Below are 15610 nucleotides of genomic sequence, written 5' to 3'. Positions count from 1 at the left end.
CTGACACATGCAACATCGGGAGCTCGGTGACTCCGGCGTTGAGGTCAGTGAAGTCGGGTTCGGCGCATGGGTCGTCGGCACGGACTGGTGGGGCGACCGCGACGAGGACGACGCCCTGGAGATGGTCGAGTACGCCCTCGACCACGGCATCACGTACTTCGACACGGGCGACGTCTACGGCCACGGCCGCAGCGAGGAGCTGCTCGGGGAGGCGCTGGCCGAGCACGGCGACGAGATGACCGTCGCCACCAAGGTCGGCTACGACTTCTACAACAACCCGCAGGCCGGCCACGGCGAACTCCCCAAGGAGATGGGCGTCGACTACCTCCGGGACGCCGTCGAGAAGTCCATGGACCGCCTCGGCGTCGACCACGTCGACGTACTGCAGCTGCACAACCCGGACGTCGACGAACTCACGCCCGATGTCCTGGATCTGCTTGACGACCTCCGCGCGGACGGCCGTGCCGACGCCATCGGCGTCGCGCTCGGCCCCTCGATCGGCTGGCTCGCCGAGGGCGATCACGCCATCGAGGCGGCCTTCGACTCCGTGCAGTACGTCGGCAACGTCCTCGAACAGGACGTCCACAACCACTTCGTCGACTCCGTCCGGGAGCAGGGCGCGGCCACGTCCTTGATCCCCCGCGTCCCGCACTCGTCGGGCCTCCTGAACGAGCAGGTCACCCCCGACACGGAACTCGGCGAGGGCGACCACCGCGGGTTCCGCCCGGAGGAGTGGTACGAGACCGGCTGGGAGAAAGTCGACGCGCTGCGCTTCCTCGAACGCGACGGCGAGCGCACCATGGGGCAGGCGGCCATCCAGTGGCTGCTGAGCTTCGACGAGGTCGCGACCGTCACGCCGACGTTCCGCTCGAAAGCAGACATCGAGGCGTGGGCGAGCGCCTCCGAGACGCCCGCGATCAGCGACGCGGAGCGCGAGCGCGTCGCGGAGCTCTACGCGGACAACTTCGGCGTCGACCGCTTCGACGGCATGGAGAAAGAAGACTACCGCACGAGCGTCGACGGCGACGATCTCCGGGACGCAGGCATCCTCGGATCGGCCGACTGATCCCAACCTATATTCTGTGTGGGACTGAACGCCCGGTGTGCCTGACTCCACCGACCAAGTCACACCGCGGTCGCTGTCCGCCGCCGACCGGCTGGCCCTCGGTGCCCTCGTGCTCCTCTACGTGAGTGCGGGCCTGGACCTCCTGCCGGCCGGCACGGTCGCGGTCAACATGCTGTTGGTGATCGGTCTCCACCGGATCGTCTCCTGACGCTCGCTGTCGAGTGCTCCCGTGGGTACCACCCGGACAGTGGTCGGGGTGCGCGGTTCCTTACGCGAGGAAGACGTGGCGCGGGCGGTCCGCGAGCACGTCGCGACCCCAGTCAACGGTGTCCCCGAAGTCGTCGCTGCGGAAGAACGCCATGGCGTCCTCCTGGGAGCGCCACTGGCTGGCGATGAACATGTCGTCGTCGTTCTCGACGTTCACCATCAGATCGGTGTCGAAGTGGCCGTCCATGTCCGCGAGCACGCCGGCGACGGTGTCGAACTTCTCGACGAACTCCGCGGTGTGTTCGGGCTTGGTCTCGTAGAACATGCCCATCGTGCCGAACCCGGACTCCTCGCCGGCGCGCTCGACGACCTCGGGCAGGTCGGCGAGGAAGCCGGCGGCGGTGTCGGCGGCGCTGGCGGTGTCCCAGATGGAGACCACTGCGCGCCGGTCGGCCTCGTGGCCGTCGTAGACGGCGGTTTTCACGTGCGTGTCGTAATGCTCGAAGTTCCCCCGCAGCCCCTCGACCTCCTCGAAGAGGTCGTCGGCGCCGGCTTCCGAGTACAGCACCGTCGCGTAGACGTCCTCGCCGTGGGGCTGGCCGGCGTAGATGTCCTCGTCGGCGAGTTCGCCGCGGATGCCGTCGTCGGCCTCGTCGCCGGTGCTGTGGTGGTGCTGTTCGCCGTCGTCGCCGTCGTGGTGGTCGGAGTCACCGTGGTGGTGCGTACGCTCGCCCTCACCGTGGGCGTCCGCCCCGCCCTCGGGGGCGGGCACTCTCTCGCCGGCCATGAACGCCGGCAGATCCGCGGGCGGGAACCGGCGGCCGACGAAGAAGTCGCCGAACGCGCCGTACTTCGCGGACACTTCGTCGAAGCGCATCTCGTAGACGATGTCCTTGATGTCGGTGAGGTCGTCGGCGAACAGCGTCACCCCCCACTCCATGTCGTCGAGGCCCACCGAGGACGCGATGACCTGGCTGACCTTCCCGGCGTACTGCTTGCCCAGGTCGCCGTGGACGTCCATCATCTCCGCGCGCTCCTCGATGGGCAGGTCGTACCAGTTCTGCTCGGGCTGGCGGCGCTTGCTCATCGGGTAAAACGAGACGTACGTGTCGTCGGGGATCTCCGGCGTGAGCTTGCTCTCGAAGTACTGCCGGAGCCCGTCGTCGACGGAGTCGGGGTCCTCGAAGTAGTCGGGCGCGGTGTACCCCGAGATCTCGACCACGGAGACGTACGAGTGCGCGCGCTCGGTGTACTCGGCGAACGCGGTCTGCTCGAAGGCCCGCTGGATCCGATCCAGTTCGTCGAGGCTCTCCCGGAAGTGCACGAACAGCAGGTCCGCTTTCTGTCCGGTGATCGAGAACACGCCCGACTCGCCCTCGTCGGCGTCCGCAAGCGCCTCGCGGTCCGCGAGGAACGACGCCGCGTCGTCGAGGGCCGCCGTCCGATCCCGCTCCGGCGCGTCACGCCATGCATCCCAGTCCACGGTGTAGCAGTCGTGGAGCACGAACCATCCCTCGTCTGTCGGCGGAGCGTCTGCCATACATCGGCGTTCGAACCGGGCGTAGAAGGGTTTTCCCAAAGCAGCCCGCAGTGTGACGGCGGCCCACCGACCGAAACCCTTTCACTGCGACCCCCGGAAGGTGGACGCAGATGCGAAAGAGTGGGCCGCCGAAGGGGCTCGTCTCCTACCTGGTGTTGGAGTTGCTTGACGAACAACCCCGGTACGGCTACGAGATCCTCAAGGAGATCGAATCCCTCTCCGGGGGCCACTGGGAGCCGTCCTACGGGTCGGTCTACCCCATCCTCTACAAGTTCGAGGAGAACGGGTACGCCGAGCGCCTCGACGTCGAGGACGAACCCGACCGGAAATACTTCGAGTTGACCGACGCCGGCCGCGAGGAACTCGCCGCGAAACGCGAGGAAGTCGGCACGGCGGGCACGGACCTCTTCGATGTCATCCTGGGGTTCTATCACATGTTCGCGGTGCTCGGCACCGACGACCGCTTCGACGTCGAAAACCCACCGGAAGGCACCGGGTGGCGCTTTGACGAGGCGTTCTCGGCGTGGATCGTCGAACAGGTGGTGCGCCACCACGAACATTACTTCTCGGAGTTCGAGCGCGTCCCCGACACCCCCGCGGAGTTCGCCGACCGCATGGGCATCGACGGCCCCGACGACTAGGACAGCAGCTCCGGCCCGAACAGCATCAACAACAGGCTGCACAGCATCAGCAACCCGATCCCGGTCGTGATCGCGCGCGTCGCCGTCTCCGGGCTCTCGAAGGGCAGTCGCACCGTCACCGCCTCCGCGGCCGACCGCAGCAGGTGGCCGCCGTCAAGCGGGAACGCCGGGATGCAGTTGAACAGCGCGAGGTTGAGGTTCACCCAGCCGGTCCACAGCAACACGTTCGCCGCGCCGAACGTCACCCAGTCCGGGAACACGCCCAGCACGCCGGTGACGTGATAGAAGCTCGCGTTCATCCCCGCGATCCCCGCGAAGTTGAACCCGAGGGTCGGATCCACGAGCCCGATCAGCGGCAGGTACAGCGCGATCACGACCGCCTGCAGGAAGCCCGTGATGGGGTCGTCTGCGCCGCCGAACAGCGTGCTGAGGTACGCCGACCCGGACGTCTCCCCGGAGAGCAGTCCGCGGTAGGTGTCGGCCGGATACAGTGTCGCCCCGAAGCCGTCGACGGCCACCCCGCTGACGCCGCGTGCGGGCGCGATCCCCATGTAGCTGGAGCCGTCGGACTGCTCGCCCAGCGTGATCTCGGTGGTGGTCCGACTCCCGTTGACGTACGCCCCGACGCTGATCGTGTCACCGGGGTCGCGGGCGTCGAGCTCGCCGCTGAGCGCGTCGTACGTGGGCACCCGTGTTCCGTTGACCGAAACCACGACCGCGTTGGTGCCCGCCGACAGGCCGTCCATGGCGGCCGGCGCGTCGGGGATCGTCGTCACGAGCGCGCCCGCCGGCCCGGTCGCGGTCGCCGCGCCGTCGTTCAGTTCGAACGCCGCGACCTCGCGGTCGGCGAGCGCCGCCCGCAGCTCCGATTCGGTGCTGACCGTCGTGCCGTTGACGGCCGTGATGGTGTCGTTCGTGGTGATCGACAGCGGCGAGTTCGACGCGTTCGCGACCACCGACAGCTGCCGCTCGACGCGCACCGTCTCGTTGCTGGCGAGGGTCACCGGCACCGTGGGGTCGTCGTACTCGTCGAGGGCCTGCCTGAACGCCGTGTTGTTCGCCACCGGCGCGCCACCCACCGCGGTGATGCGGTCCCCCCCGGAGAACCCGGCGGCGGCGGCCGCCGTCCCGTCGTGGACCTCCCCGACGAGGCCGCCGTCCGAAACCGCGACCGCGCCCGCAACCGGCCCGAACAGCAACGCCAGCGTCACCACCACAACGAGGAAGTTGTTCGTGACGCCGGCAGCGAACATCCGGGACTTCGACCCGCGGTCGGCGTCCGCCTGGCTGTCCTGGTCCGGTTCGACGAACGCGCCCACGGGCAACACCGCCAGCAGCGCCACGCCCATGGACTCGACGTCGATGCCCTCGACGCGACACATCAGCCCGTGGCCGAACTCGTGGATGACGATCCCGATGAACAGCCCGGCGATGATCTCCGGCGCAACCGACAACGGCAGGAAGTCGTTGACCCCCGGGATCACCAGCACGTTCGACGGCTGGCTGATGCTCGTTGGCTCCGGCGGATTCAGCAGCGTCGTGATGGCCACCAGGACGAGCGCGATCAGCACGCCGACCAGCACGACCGACGCCAGCCCCAACCCGAAGTTCCCCCACGCGCGCCACAGCCGCTTGGGGGTCGCCATCCAGTCGAGAAACCGCTTCCCGCGCTTCGTGTGGAGGGTCGTTATCGGGCCGCTGGTGTGCACGAACGACGGCAGCAGGCCGCGGCTCTGCGCCCACGACACCGCCGCCCAGTACGCGAGCAGCCCGACCAACAGCAGCTGCCAGGTTTCCATTGTCCGTTGCTTCGGGGGTCTAGGTCAAAAGGAGTTCGGGGATGGATCGCCCGCTCCACCGCCGTCCACGGGGCGGCGTTCAGCCCTCGCGGCGGAGCCGCGTGACCACGAACTCGCGGTCGAGCTTCGCGAGGAACGGCCCCAGCTTCGGGCCCTGGTCCTCGTCGAAGAACAGCCGGTAGCCCGCCGCGAAGAACGCGCCGATGTCGATGTCGTGGCGCTTGGCGGCCTCGTAGATCTCGCCCTGCAGCGCCTCCCCGTCGGGGTCCTCGCTGTCGAGGAACGCCGCCAACTCGTCCAGCGCCGCCGCCGTGGCGTCGTCGAAGTCGTGTGCGGGGATCTCGGCGCGCGCGAGCCGGTAGTTGAACTCGTTGTTCGTGCGGCGCGCCCACTCCCGGGCGCGCTCAACGCGCGTGAGCGCGTCCGCGACGGTGTCGGCGTCAGCGTCCGCGGGAATGTGGCCCTCGCGGCGCGCGATCTCCTCGCGCAGAGCGGAGTCCTCGGTCATCCCCAGCACCGCCGCGAACGTGAACGGGATGCGCACGCGATCCGCGTCGATGTCGTCGACGAGCAGCGGGTACACGCGGGCGGCGCGCTCGCGTTCGTCCTCGCTGGCGTCGGCCGCCTCGCCGAAGTACACGCGCTCCATGCGATCGAACTCGTCGACGAGCTGGTCGAGGTGCTCGATGGAGAAGTCCCGCGCGCGGCGGGGGTCCTTGCTGAAGAAGTACCGCACCACCGGCAGCTCCAGCAACGCGAGCACGTCCTGGACGAGGATGACGTGGCCGGCCGACGAGCTGAACGGCTCCCCGTCGAGCGTGAACCACTCGTACACCATGGGGGTCGGTGGCTCGTCGCCGAGCACGTTCCGGGAGATGTCCGTCCCGGAGGGCCACGACCCTTCGGCGTGGTCTTTCCCGAACGGCTCGTAGTCCACGCCCAGCGTGCGCCACTGCGCCGGCCACTCGAAGCGCCACGGCAGCTTCCCCTCGCGGAGGGTCGCCGTGCCCTCGTGACCACACCCCTCGATGGTCTGGTCGCCGGCGTCCATGTCGGTGCAGACGTACTCGACGGTGCCGGCGTCGGCGTCGACGTCGGTGACCGTCTCGGTCACCTTCCCGCACGCCTCACAGATGGGATTGAACGGCACGTACTCCTCGTCGACTTTGTCCTGGTATTCACCCAGCACGTCGCGGGCCGCCGTGACGTGCTCCAGGAGGTACCGCGTGACCTCTTCGAACCCGCCGTTGGCGTAGGTCTCCGTGTTCGAGACCATCTCGACGTCCACGCCCAGGCGGTCCGCCGAGGACTGAATGAGGTTCGAGAAGTGCGCGCCGTAGGAGTTACAGCACCCGAAGGGGTCGGGGATCTCGGTGTAGGGCGCGCCGAGGTTCTGCCCGAGCGCGCCCGCGTTCACGTCCCCGAGAGCAACGACCTCCCCGTCCAGGTCGGCGAGCTTCCGGGGCAGCCCCCGCAGCGGGTCGCGGTCGTCGCTGGTGAACACCTGGCGTACCTCGTGGCCGCGCTCGCGCAACACCGCCGCCACGAAATACCCGCGCATGATCTCGTTCATGTTGCCGAGGTGTGGCACGCCGGACGGCGAGATCCCGCCCTTGATCACGATCGGTTCCTCGGGGTCGCCGTCGAGCACGCGGTCGGCGGCGGCGTCAGCCCAGAACAGGCGACCGCTGCCGTCGTCTGCGTACGGGTCGTCGTCAGGATGCATGGTCTTACTCCTGGTTGTCGGCCCAGTACGTCATCTGGTTGTCGGTGCCGTCGGGGATCACGTCGGTGCCGTCGTGCTCGCCGAAGCGCACCGCGTCCACGATGCGGCGGGGGTCGGTCCCGTCGAGCACGATGGTGCGGACGCCGGAGCGCTCGATGAGCTTCGCCGCCAGCAAGTCCACGGGTGCCGACGATCCGGCGTTCATCTCGATGTCCGCGATGATGTCCACGAGCTCGCCCGCCGTCATCCGCGTGAAGTGCTCGGCGTCGGCGTCCTCGTTGGGGTCCGCGGAGAACACGCCGGGCACACTGGTCGCGTACAACAGCAGGTCGGCGTCGGTGTACTCCGCGAGCGCGGCGCTCACGGCGTCGGTCGTCTGCCCGGCGACCACGCCCCCCATCACCGCGATGTCGCCGCGCCGCATCGCCTCCCCGGCGTCCTCGTAGTCTTCGGCCGGGCTGGGCGCTGCGTCACCGCCCAATGCGGCGATGAGCAGCCGGGCGTTGAGCCGCGTCACGTCGACGCCGATGTCATCGAGCTCGATCTCGTTGGCGCCGAGCTCGCGCGCTGTTCCGATGTAGTCCCGTGCGACGCCGCCGCCACCGACCACGGCCCCGACCTCACAGCCGGCGTCGGTCAACTCGTTGATGGCGTCGGCGTGGGCGTCGACTTGGTCGGCGTCCAAGCCGGGCGCGAGCACGCTGCCGCCGATAGAAACCACCACTCGCATACTACAGCCCGGTAGCCCGGTGGCGTGCTTAAGGGTTGTCAACTGATCGCGCGTGCAGCCGTTAGACGGCCGGAAGAAACACTCCTGCGACGTTCGGGGCCGCCTGGCTCCGGTGCGCGCGCCACGACTGCCGGCACTGTCACCTCCCGATCGTCTGACGTGTCGATGACAGCCCCCGCTGTCACCCGGCCTAGGAGATGCTGTCGTCTCCCACCCAAAATAAACTCTGAAACACGAGTATAAACTGTCTAATTGGCTCTAAGCACGTTATAAACTGTACGTACCCCCTCAGTTCACGGGGTGAAACGGCCGAAATCAGCCCGAACGTTCCTTCTGTTATAACCCATCCTGGGCGGTACACGAAAGCGAGGCCAGACACCATGAGCGCACCCAACTCCCCCTCCAGTGAGGCCGAGTCGCAGGACAAGGAAACGCGCCTGAAGTCCTACCTCCGCGAGAAGGCCGACGACGGCGAGCTCTACTTCAAGAGCAAGTTCATCGCCGACGATGTCGATCTCTCCCCCAAGGAGATCGGCGCTCTGATGGTGAAACTCTCGAAGTCCGCCACCGACATCACCGTCGAGAAGTGGTCGTACACCAGCGCCACCACGTGGCGCGTCCAGCCCGCATAACACCCCTCCCCCGCCACTGCGTCCCCGTTTTCGCCGTGCAACACCCATAGTGGTTAAGCGGCTGTAGCCGCTACCACGCTTCAATGCCGCCTGAATCGCCAGCGGACGCGCCCTCCCCGGCCGCCTTCGGCGACCGCTTCGACGTGTACGACGTCCAACACCGGGACGACGAACTCCTCTACTTCGGGCAGCCCGGTGCCGACCGAGCCACGATCGAGCGCGAACTCTGGCCGCTGTTCCGCGAGCACGGCTACGACGTCAGGCTCACCGACCGCACCGGCGAGCGCGTGCTCGTCGCCACGCCAGCCGACGCCGCTGACACCGACACCGGGGTGCCGTGGACGAACGTCGCGTTGTTCCTGGCGACGCTCGCCTCGACGCTGTTCGTGGGCGCGAACTGGTATTACGTCGACCCGTTCTCGCCCGCCGTCGTGCGCGCGATCCCGTTCACGCTCGCGGTCATGGGCGTGCTGGGCACCCACGAGCTCGGCCACTACGTGATGAGCAAACACCACGACGTCGACGCGACGCTGCCGTACTTCATCCCGTTCCCGTCGCTGTTCGGCACGATGGGCGCGGTCATCCGGATGCGCGGCCGAATGCCCAGCCGCAACGCCCTCTTCGACATCGGCGCAGCCGGGCCGCTGGCGGGTCTCGTCGCTGCCGTCGTCGTTTCCGTGATCGGGCTCGTGTTGCCGCCGGTGACGGTGCCCCCGGGGGTCGCGAACTCGGCCAGCGCCGTTCACGTGGACTTCGGCTACCCGCTGTTGCTGCGCGGGATCGCGGCCGTGCTCGGCGAGCAGTTCGCGTACGCGGACCCACGCACAGCCGTCAACCCCGTCGTGATGGGCGGCTGGATCGGCATGTTCGTCACGTTCCTGAACCTGCTGCCGGTCGGCCAGCTCGACGGCGGGCACATCCTCCGGTCGCTGGTCGGCGAGACCGCCGGTCGCTTCGCGCCGCTCGTGCCGACCGCGTTGCTCTCGCTGGGGGCCTACCTCTGGATCGTCCGAGACGCCGGGAACGCCGCCGGCATCTGGCTGCTGTGGGGTGTTCTGGCGTCGGTGGTGTCGCTGTCCGGCACCGTCACGCCGGTCGACGACCGGCCACTCGACCGCCGGCGCGTCGCGCTGGGCGTGGTGACGTTCGTCCTCGGCGCGCTGTGTTTCATGCCGGTCCCCATCCAACTCGGCTAATGCGTCCAGCCGTCGTCGGCCAGCGCGTCGCCGTCGAGGCACACGCCGTCGGCCGCCGCGGTGACGCGCCCGACGACCGACAGCGACCCGGGGACCGCCGCCCGCGCCGCCTCCACGCGCTCGGGCGGCACGGCCGCCACCAACTCGAAGTCACCGCCGAAGGACACCGCGCGCTCGACGGGGTCGGTGGTCACCTCCGCGAGCGCGTCCGCCACCGGGAGGCGGCCGCTGTCGACCGCCATTCCGCAGTCGCTGGCCGCCGCGAGCTGGTGCAACGACCGCGCCAGCCCGTCGCTTGCGTCCATCATCGCGGTCGCGTGCGCGCCGAGCACCTGCCCGGCGGCCACCCGGGGCATGAACTGGAACAGGTCGTTGGCGCGGTCAGTGTCGCCGGCGTCGAACAGCGCCATCGCGGCCGCGCTGCGCCCCAGCGACCCGGTCACGACCACGCTGTCACCCGGCCGGGCACCGCTGCGCGCGACGCGGTGGTCGGCGTCACCGATCGCCGCCGTCGCCACCGTGAACTCGCTGTGCCCGTCCAGGTCGCCGCCCACGTACTCCGCGCCGACGGCCGTACAGACGTCGCGTGCACCGGTCACGAACGCGGCCAGCTCGTCGTCGTCGAAGCCCGGCGCGCCGTAGGCGGCCACTGCGGCGGTCGCGGTCGCGCCCGTCGCGGCGACGTCCGACAGCGACGCGCCGACCGACCGCCAGCCCGCGGTGTACCTGGTGGTGCCCGACGGGAAGTCCGTCGCGTCGTGGAGCATGTCGATCGTGAGGGCGGTGTCACCGACGACTGCGGCGTCGTCGCCGGCGCGTGAGACGAGCCCGCCGACAAGCTCCAGGGCCGCACGCTCATCCATACCACGCGGTTGGCAACCACCGGTGATAAGCCCCCGGAAAGCCGCCACGGCACCCGGCCGCTGCCGCCGGGGTGGCGGTCACGCACGCCGGTGTGGCCGCCTCGCGCCGCCTAACGATGCCTTTAAACGAATCAGGGACGACGTGCCTGCAATGGCAACTCTCTACGACGCCCCCGTGGACGAGCTCATCGACGAGCTCGCCGCGGACCTCGAAACGCGACTCGACGAGCCGGACTGGGCGAACTACGCGAAGACGGGCGCGGGCCGCGAGCTTCCCCCCGAGCAGTCTGACTTCTGGGCGACCCGTGCGGCCAGCCTCCTGCGGAAGGTCGCCATCGACGGCCCGATCGGTGTCAAGCGCCTCTCGGAGGCCTACGGCTCCACGACCTCGGGCTCGAACCGCTACGTCGTCGCGCCGTCGACGACGACCGCCGGCTCCCGGAACATCGTGCGCACGATCCTCCAGCAACTCGAAGCCGAGGGCCTCGTCGAGCAACAACACGACCACGGCCGCGTCGTCACCGGTGACGGCCGCAGCCTCCTCGACGAGACCGCCGGCGACGTGATCGAATCCCTCGATCGCCCGGAGCTCGAACGCTACGCGTAACGCTCGCCGACGCGACGCCGCCACTTCTCGTTCGGGTAGCGCCGGCAGCAGTCGACGCTGTGCACAACAATTAACACGACTCGCGGCCAACTGTCATCCAGTATGAGTGGGAACCCTGACGACGACCGACTAGAGGAGCTTCGCCAGCGAAAGAAAGAGCAGCTCAAGCAACAACAGCAGGGCGGCGACGCGGAGCGTGAGGCCCAACAGCAGCAGGCCCAGCAGGCCGAACAGCAAAAGCAGGCGATGCTCAAGCAGAACCTCACCGACGGCGCGCGCAAGCGCCTGAACACGATCCGCATGAGCAAGCCGGAGTTCGCCGAGCAGGCCGAACAGCAGGTCCTCGCACTGGCCCAGTCCGGACGCGTGCAGGGCCGCATCGACGAGGATCAGATGAAAGAGATCCTCCGCGAACTCAAGCCCGACTCCCAGAGCTTCAACATCAATCGCCGATAAGCGATGGAACTGGGCCTGCTTTACAGCGGCGGGAAAGACTCCACGCTGGCCGCCCTCGTTCTCGATCGGTTCTACGACATCACGCTCGTCACCGTGCATTTCGGCATCACCGACGAGCACGCCCACGCCCGCGCTGCGGCGGCTGAGACCGACTTCGACTTCGAGGCACTGCAGTTGGACCGCGGGGTCGCCGACGACGCGGTGGCGCTGATGGTCGAGGACGGCTATCCGCGAAACGGCATCCAGCACGTCCACGAGCACGCCCTGGAGGCGGTCGCGGAGCGCTTCGACGCGGTCGCGGACGGCACGCGCCGCGACGACCGCGTGCCGACGGTGTCGCGGGCGCACGCCCAGAGCCTCGAAGACCGCCACGGCGTGGATTACGTCTCCCCGCTGTCGGGGTTCGGACGCGGCGCGATCGACCGACTGGTGGCCGCCGAACTCGACGTCGAAACCGGCCCGAGCGAGGAGATCCCGCGCGCGGACTACGAGGCGGAGCTGCGGGCGCTGCTGGCGGCCGACCGCGACGACACCGCGATCAGCGACGTGTTCCCCGAGCACGACCAGACGTACGTGCACGGGCTCCGCAACTAGGGTGGGCGTCGAACGGAAGCTTTGAAGCGCCGGACGCGACAACCGCACTCCATGTACGACCGACTCAAGGGGTTTCGTGACTTCTACCCCGCGGAGATGGGGCCGCGGCGCGCGGCGATCGACGCGATCGAGGACGCCGCCGCCAGCTACGGGTTCCGTGAGGTTGGCACGCCCGCCATGGAGCGCACCGAGATGTACGTCGACAAGTCCGGCGCGGAAATCGTCGACGAGCTGTACTCGTTCACCGACCAGGGCGGGCGGGACGTGGCGCTCACCCCGGAGCTGACGCCGACCGTCGCGCGCATGGTGGTGGCCAAACAGCAGGCCCTCTCGAAGCCGATCAAGTGGTACTCCTCGCGGCCGTTCTGGCGCTACGAGGAGCCCCAGCAGGGGCGGTTCCGGGAGTTCTACCAGACCAACCTCGACATCTTCGGCACGAGCGATCCGCGCGCCGACGCCGAGGTGCTCGCGGTCGCCGCCGACGGTCTCACGTCGCTCGGGCTCACGGGCGCGGATTTCGAGTTCCGGGTGAGCCACCGGGACATCCTCGGCGGCCTGCTGGCCGCGTTCGACGCCACGGTGGACACCGAGGCGGCGATCCGCACCGTCGACAAACGCGAGAAAATCGAGCGCGCGGCGTACCTCGATGACCTGGCGGCGGCGGGGCTGTCATACGATCAGGCCGAGCAATTCGACGACCTCCTGGACGGCGACGACCTCGACGCGCTCGTGTCGTTCGCGGGCACCGACCGGGTCCGGGACGCGGTCGCGAACCTCCGGAACGTCCTCGATGCGGCCGAAACCCTCGGCGTCCGCCAGTACTGTGACGTGTCGCTGACGACCGCCCGCGGCCTGGATTACTACACGGGCGTGGTGTTCGAGTGCTTCGACTCCACGGGCGACGTCGGGCGCGCGGTGTTCGGCGGCGGCCGGTACGACGACCTCATCGAGCGCTTCGGCGGGCAGCCCACGCCGGCGGTCGGCGTCGCGCCCGGCCACGCCACCCTCAACCTCCTGTTGGAGAACGCCGGCGTGCTCCCCGACGACGAGTTCACGCCCGACTACTACGTGCTCCAGGTCGGGGACACCGACGCCGAAGCCGCCGACGTCGCGAGCGCGCTGCGCGAGCGCGGCAACCGCGTCGACACCGACATCACCGGGCGCAGCTTCGGCGCGCAGATGAACTACGCCGACAACGTCGGCGCGGACACCGTCGTGATCGTCGGCGAGCAGGACCTCGCTGACGGCAACGTCACCATCAAGAACATGGCGTCCGGCGAGCAGACGACCGCCCCGATCGCGGCGTTCCCCGGCGCGCACGACGCGCCGCGGGTCGAGGACTTCGCGTAACCGGATGCCGCGTCGCGCGTTCCGGGTCGCCTACGACGGCCGCCCATACCACGGCTTCCAGCGCCAGCCCGACGTCTCCACGGTGGCCGGCGAGCTGTTCGGCGCGCTGCGCCGCCTGGACGTCTTCGACGGCGCGAAACCGCCGGGGTACGCCGCCGCCGGGCGGACGGACGCCGGCGTGTCCGCGCGCGCCCAGACGGTCGCCTTCGACGCGCCGGCGTGGCTGACCCCCGACGCGTTCACCGGCGCGCTTCCGGACCCCATCCAGGTGTGGGCGCACGCCGACGCGCCGCCGGAGTTCCACGCCACCCACGACGCGGTCGCGCGCACCTACGTTTACTACTGGTACGCCCCCGACAGTCGGGCCACTGACGACCGCGCCGCCGGGGCGCTCGACCGGCTCACCGGGACACACGACTTCCACAACCTCACCCCCAACACCACCAACACCGTCCGCGAGTTGGACGCCACTCTGGACCGCGACGGGGCGTTTCGCGTCATCACCGTCCGTGCCGGCGGGTTCTGTCGGGAGCTCGTTCGCCGCGTCGTCTCGCTCGTCCAGCTCGTCACCGAGACCGGTGACACCGACCGGATCGACACCGTGCTGGGCGACGAGCCGGTTGCCGGCCCGGACGGCGTGCCGCCCGCTGACCCACACCCCCTGGTGCTTCACGCCGTCGCCTACGACGGCCTCTCGTTCACCGTCGACGAGGACGCCGCCGAGCGCGCGCGAACCACGTTCCGCGCAGCCCGCGCGGACCACCACGAGCGCGCCCGCGTCGCCGGCCACCTCGCCTCGATCTAGTCCCAGGCGGCCGGCCAGACGTCCGCGGCCACCATCCCCGACCGCATGCCCGCATCGACGAGGCGCTGGCGGAGCGTTGCCTGGCTGGCACGGGGGATGGTCGTGTCCTCGCGCGCGAGTTCGCGGACGAGCAGCGCGGCGAGCATGCCGTGCTCGCGCAGCGTCCGCGCGTCGACTTTGTCACGGGTGTCGGCCTGCGTGTGTCCCCAGCCGCGGCCCCGCTCGGGGGTGACCGAATGCAACTGCACCGCGGGGACGCCCGCCCGGAGGAACGGCCAGTGGTCGCTGTACGGGTGCAGCGTGTCGACCACGTCGATCGGGTGCCCGGTCGCGTCCTCGACCGCCGCCAGCACGTCCGCGAACGCCGGGGTGGCGTGCAGGAACGCCCGCAGCGTCCGATACCGGCCCGCCCCGTCGAGGTTCACCACCGCGCGCACGGCGTCGGTGTCGAGGCCGTCCGCGAGCGCGCTCGCGCCCACGAGCCCGACTTCCTCCCCGCTGACCGTGCCCAGCCGCACGCGCGTCTCCAGGACGGACTCCATCGCGGCCAGCACGCGCGCGGCCGCCACCAGGGTGGCCACGCCACAGCCGTTGTCGAGTGCGCCCTCGCCGATGTCGTGGGCGTCGTGGTGCGCGATCACGACCACCTCCGTGGGCGTGTCCGGCCCGAGCACGCCGTGCGTGTTGACGCCCGTCCCTGGCTCGGTGTGCGCGTCGACGGTCAGCTCGGCCGCCCCGCCCCGCTCGGCGTACGCCTCCAGCCACGACCCCACCTCCCCGGAGACGCTGGCGGCGGGGCGCTCGCCCACGCGGCCACCGCGGAGTGCACCCGTTTGGGGGAGTTGGCCGTCGCGCTGGTTGTGGAACACGAACCCCGCTGCCCCGCCCGCCACCGCCCGGCCGTACTTCTCCATGCGGTGGACGCGATCGCCCCCCGGCGGGCTGCCCGTCGACGCAACCACGACCGCGCCCTCGACGTCGACCCCGTCGAAACCGGCCGGCGCGCCGTATCCCGCCGAGACCAGTCGCCCGGTCGCCGTGCCGGCGGGCGCATACGGCAACGCGATGGCGTTGAACGCCCGCTCGTCGGGCGCGGTCACGCGCAGCGCGCAGTCCCCCCGCGTCCACACCGGGAGGGGGAACGGCTCAGTGGTCACGTCACGAACCCCGGCCTCGCCCAGCGCGTCCACGACGTGTTCGGCGGCCCGGCGGTCGCCGGCGTGGCCCGCCATCCGGGAGTCGAGCGCCGTGAGCGCCGTAAGCACGTCCCACGGCGTGTCATCGGTCCATGCCTGTCCGAGCGCCCGCGGCACAGCGTCCATGCCGCCCGCTACGTCGGGCACCGGGTTAATTTCGGGGGCCGTCGCCGGCAATCACCCGGTTGTTTGCGAACGTTTA

The 15610-nt window shown here is 69.7% G+C and carries 16 protein-coding genes; 10 read left to right on the top strand and 6 right to left on the bottom strand.

Annotation, left to right across the window (positions count from 1 at the left end):
* Window positions 1-7: 7 nt before the first annotated feature.
* Complete coding sequence (locus tag JT689_RS09485; protein WP_205251068.1) at window positions 8-1066, top strand: aldo/keto reductase; 1059 nt, start codon at window positions 8-10, stop codon at window positions 1064-1066.
* 37 nt (window positions 1067-1103) lie between these two features.
* Window positions 1104-1274, top strand: a complete 171-nt coding sequence (locus JT689_RS09480) for a hypothetical protein (RefSeq protein ID WP_205251067.1) — start codon at window positions 1104-1106, stop codon at window positions 1272-1274.
* 60 nt (window positions 1275-1334) lie between these two features.
* On the opposite strand, the gene JT689_RS09475 is transcribed toward JT689_RS09480, so the two are convergent.
* On the bottom strand, window positions 1335-2813 hold the full coding sequence (locus JT689_RS09475) for a heme-binding protein (RefSeq protein ID WP_010903487.1): 1479 nt from the start codon (window positions 2811-2813) through the stop codon (window positions 1335-1337).
* A 110-nt stretch (window positions 2814-2923) separates the two neighbouring features.
* On the opposite strand from JT689_RS09475, the gene JT689_RS09470 reads away from it, so the two are divergent.
* Window positions 2924-3454, top strand: a complete 531-nt coding sequence (locus JT689_RS09470) for a PadR family transcriptional regulator (RefSeq protein WP_205251066.1) — start codon at window positions 2924-2926, stop codon at window positions 3452-3454.
* Here JT689_RS09470 and JT689_RS09465 read toward each other — a convergent pair.
* The 3 genes from JT689_RS09465 to pyrH all read right to left on the bottom strand — a co-directional run bounded on the left by JT689_RS09465 (window position 3451) and on the right by pyrH (window position 7709).
* Window positions 3451-5253 carry a site-2 protease family protein gene (locus tag JT689_RS09465; RefSeq protein WP_205251065.1) on the bottom strand — a complete coding sequence of 601 codons (1803 nt, stop codon included), beginning with the start codon at window positions 5251-5253 and terminating at the stop codon, window positions 3451-3453. The genes JT689_RS09470 and JT689_RS09465 overlap by 4 nt on opposite strands.
* A gap of 79 nt (window positions 5254-5332) precedes the next feature.
* Window positions 5333-6979 carry a lysine--tRNA ligase gene (lysS, locus tag JT689_RS09460; RefSeq protein WP_205251064.1) on the bottom strand — a complete coding sequence of 549 codons (1647 nt, stop codon included), beginning with the start codon at window positions 6977-6979 and terminating at the stop codon, window positions 5333-5335.
* A gap of 4 nt (window positions 6980-6983) precedes the next feature.
* Window positions 6984-7709, bottom strand: a complete 726-nt coding sequence (gene pyrH, locus JT689_RS09455; protein WP_010903483.1) for a UMP kinase — start codon at window positions 7707-7709, stop codon at window positions 6984-6986.
* Window positions 7710-8089: 380 nt separating this feature from the next.
* On the opposite strand from pyrH, the gene JT689_RS09450 reads away from it, so the two are divergent.
* Both JT689_RS09450 and JT689_RS09445 read left to right on the top strand, forming a co-directional pair.
* Window positions 8090-8341, top strand: coding sequence for a hypothetical protein (locus tag JT689_RS09450; protein ID WP_010903482.1), 252 nt, complete (start codon window positions 8090-8092; stop codon window positions 8339-8341).
* Between the two features lie 83 nt (window positions 8342-8424).
* Window positions 8425-9537, top strand: coding sequence for a site-2 protease family protein (locus JT689_RS09445; RefSeq protein ID WP_205251063.1), 1113 nt, complete (start codon window positions 8425-8427; stop codon window positions 9535-9537).
* Here the strand turns inward: JT689_RS09445 and thiL are convergent.
* The gene (thiL, locus tag JT689_RS09440; RefSeq protein WP_205251062.1) at window positions 9534-10400 is read right to left on the bottom strand and encodes a thiamine-phosphate kinase; all 867 of its coding nucleotides are present in this window, start codon (window positions 10398-10400) and stop codon (window positions 9534-9536) included. The genes JT689_RS09445 and thiL overlap by 4 nt on opposite strands.
* 151 nt (window positions 10401-10551) lie before the next feature.
* Here thiL and JT689_RS09435 point away from each other — a divergent pair, with 151 nt between their 5' ends.
* The 5 genes from JT689_RS09435 (at window position 10552) to truA (ending at window position 14212) form a co-directional block, all read left to right on the top strand.
* Window positions 10552-11007 (top strand): 30S ribosomal protein S19e, encoded by a 456-nt coding sequence (locus JT689_RS09435; RefSeq protein WP_010903479.1) that lies wholly within the window; start codon window positions 10552-10554, stop codon window positions 11005-11007.
* A gap of 102 nt (window positions 11008-11109) precedes the next feature.
* Window positions 11110-11463, top strand: a complete 354-nt coding sequence (locus JT689_RS09430; RefSeq protein ID WP_010903478.1) for a DNA-binding protein — start codon at window positions 11110-11112, stop codon at window positions 11461-11463.
* Between the two features lie 3 nt (window positions 11464-11466).
* Window positions 11467-12057, top strand: a complete 591-nt coding sequence (locus JT689_RS09425) for an alpha hydrolase (protein WP_010903477.1) — start codon at window positions 11467-11469, stop codon at window positions 12055-12057.
* A 51-nt stretch (window positions 12058-12108) separates the two neighbouring features.
* A complete protein-coding gene (gene hisS, locus JT689_RS09420) occupies window positions 12109-13407 on the top strand; it encodes a histidine--tRNA ligase (protein WP_010903476.1) in 1299 nt (432 codons plus the stop codon).
* 4 nt (window positions 13408-13411) lie between these two features.
* On the top strand, window positions 13412-14212 hold the full coding sequence (truA, locus tag JT689_RS09415; protein WP_010903475.1) for a tRNA pseudouridine(38-40) synthase TruA: 801 nt from the start codon (window positions 13412-13414) through the stop codon (window positions 14210-14212).
* On the opposite strand, the gene JT689_RS09410 is transcribed toward truA, so the two are convergent.
* Window positions 14209-15534, bottom strand: coding sequence for a M28 family metallopeptidase (locus tag JT689_RS09410; RefSeq protein ID WP_205251061.1), 1326 nt, complete (start codon window positions 15532-15534; stop codon window positions 14209-14211). The genes truA and JT689_RS09410 overlap by 4 nt on opposite strands.
* Window positions 15535-15610: the final 76 nt, after the last annotated feature.

The organism is Halobacterium sp. GSL-19 (genome assembly GCF_016917855.1).
GTDB classification, from domain to species: Archaea; Halobacteriota; Halobacteria; order Halobacteriales; family Halobacteriaceae; genus Halobacterium; species Halobacterium salinarum.
Note: the sequence above shows the minus strand (reverse complement) of the source record. Positions and strands in the feature narration are given on the sequence as shown.

Coding starts and splice junctions, on each gene's coding strand:
- JT689_RS09470 (WP_205251066.1), top strand. CDS start 2,924: ATGCGAAAGAGTGGGCCGCCGAAGGGGCTCGTCTCCTACCTGGTGTTG.
- JT689_RS09465 (WP_205251065.1), bottom strand. CDS start 5,253: ATGGAAACCTGGCAGCTGCTGTTGGTCGGGCTGCTCGCGTACTGGGCG.
- thiL (WP_205251062.1), bottom strand. CDS start 10,400: ATGGATGAGCGTGCGGCCCTGGAGCTTGTCGGCGGGCTCGTCTCACGC.
- JT689_RS09475 (WP_010903487.1), bottom strand. CDS start 2,813: ATGGCAGACGCTCCGCCGACAGACGAGGGATGGTTCGTGCTCCACGAC.
- JT689_RS09435 (WP_010903479.1), top strand. CDS start 10,552: ATGGCAACTCTCTACGACGCCCCCGTGGACGAGCTCATCGACGAGCTC.
- JT689_RS09450 (WP_010903482.1), top strand. CDS start 8,090: ATGAGCGCACCCAACTCCCCCTCCAGTGAGGCCGAGTCGCAGGACAAG.
- pyrH (WP_010903483.1), bottom strand. CDS start 7,709: ATGCGAGTGGTGGTTTCTATCGGCGGCAGCGTGCTCGCGCCCGGCTTG.
- JT689_RS09445 (WP_205251063.1), top strand. CDS start 8,425: ATGCCGCCTGAATCGCCAGCGGACGCGCCCTCCCCGGCCGCCTTCGGC.
- JT689_RS09410 (WP_205251061.1), bottom strand. CDS start 15,534: ATGGACGCTGTGCCGCGGGCGCTCGGACAGGCATGGACCGATGACACG.
- JT689_RS09430 (WP_010903478.1), top strand. CDS start 11,110: ATGAGTGGGAACCCTGACGACGACCGACTAGAGGAGCTTCGCCAGCGA.
- lysS (WP_205251064.1), bottom strand. CDS start 6,979: ATGCATCCTGACGACGACCCGTACGCAGACGACGGCAGCGGTCGCCTG.
- JT689_RS09485 (WP_205251068.1), top strand. CDS start 8: ATGCAACATCGGGAGCTCGGTGACTCCGGCGTTGAGGTCAGTGAAGTC.
- hisS (WP_010903476.1), top strand. CDS start 12,109: ATGTACGACCGACTCAAGGGGTTTCGTGACTTCTACCCCGCGGAGATG.
- truA (WP_010903475.1), top strand. CDS start 13,412: ATGCCGCGTCGCGCGTTCCGGGTCGCCTACGACGGCCGCCCATACCAC.
- JT689_RS09425 (WP_010903477.1), top strand. CDS start 11,467: ATGGAACTGGGCCTGCTTTACAGCGGCGGGAAAGACTCCACGCTGGCC.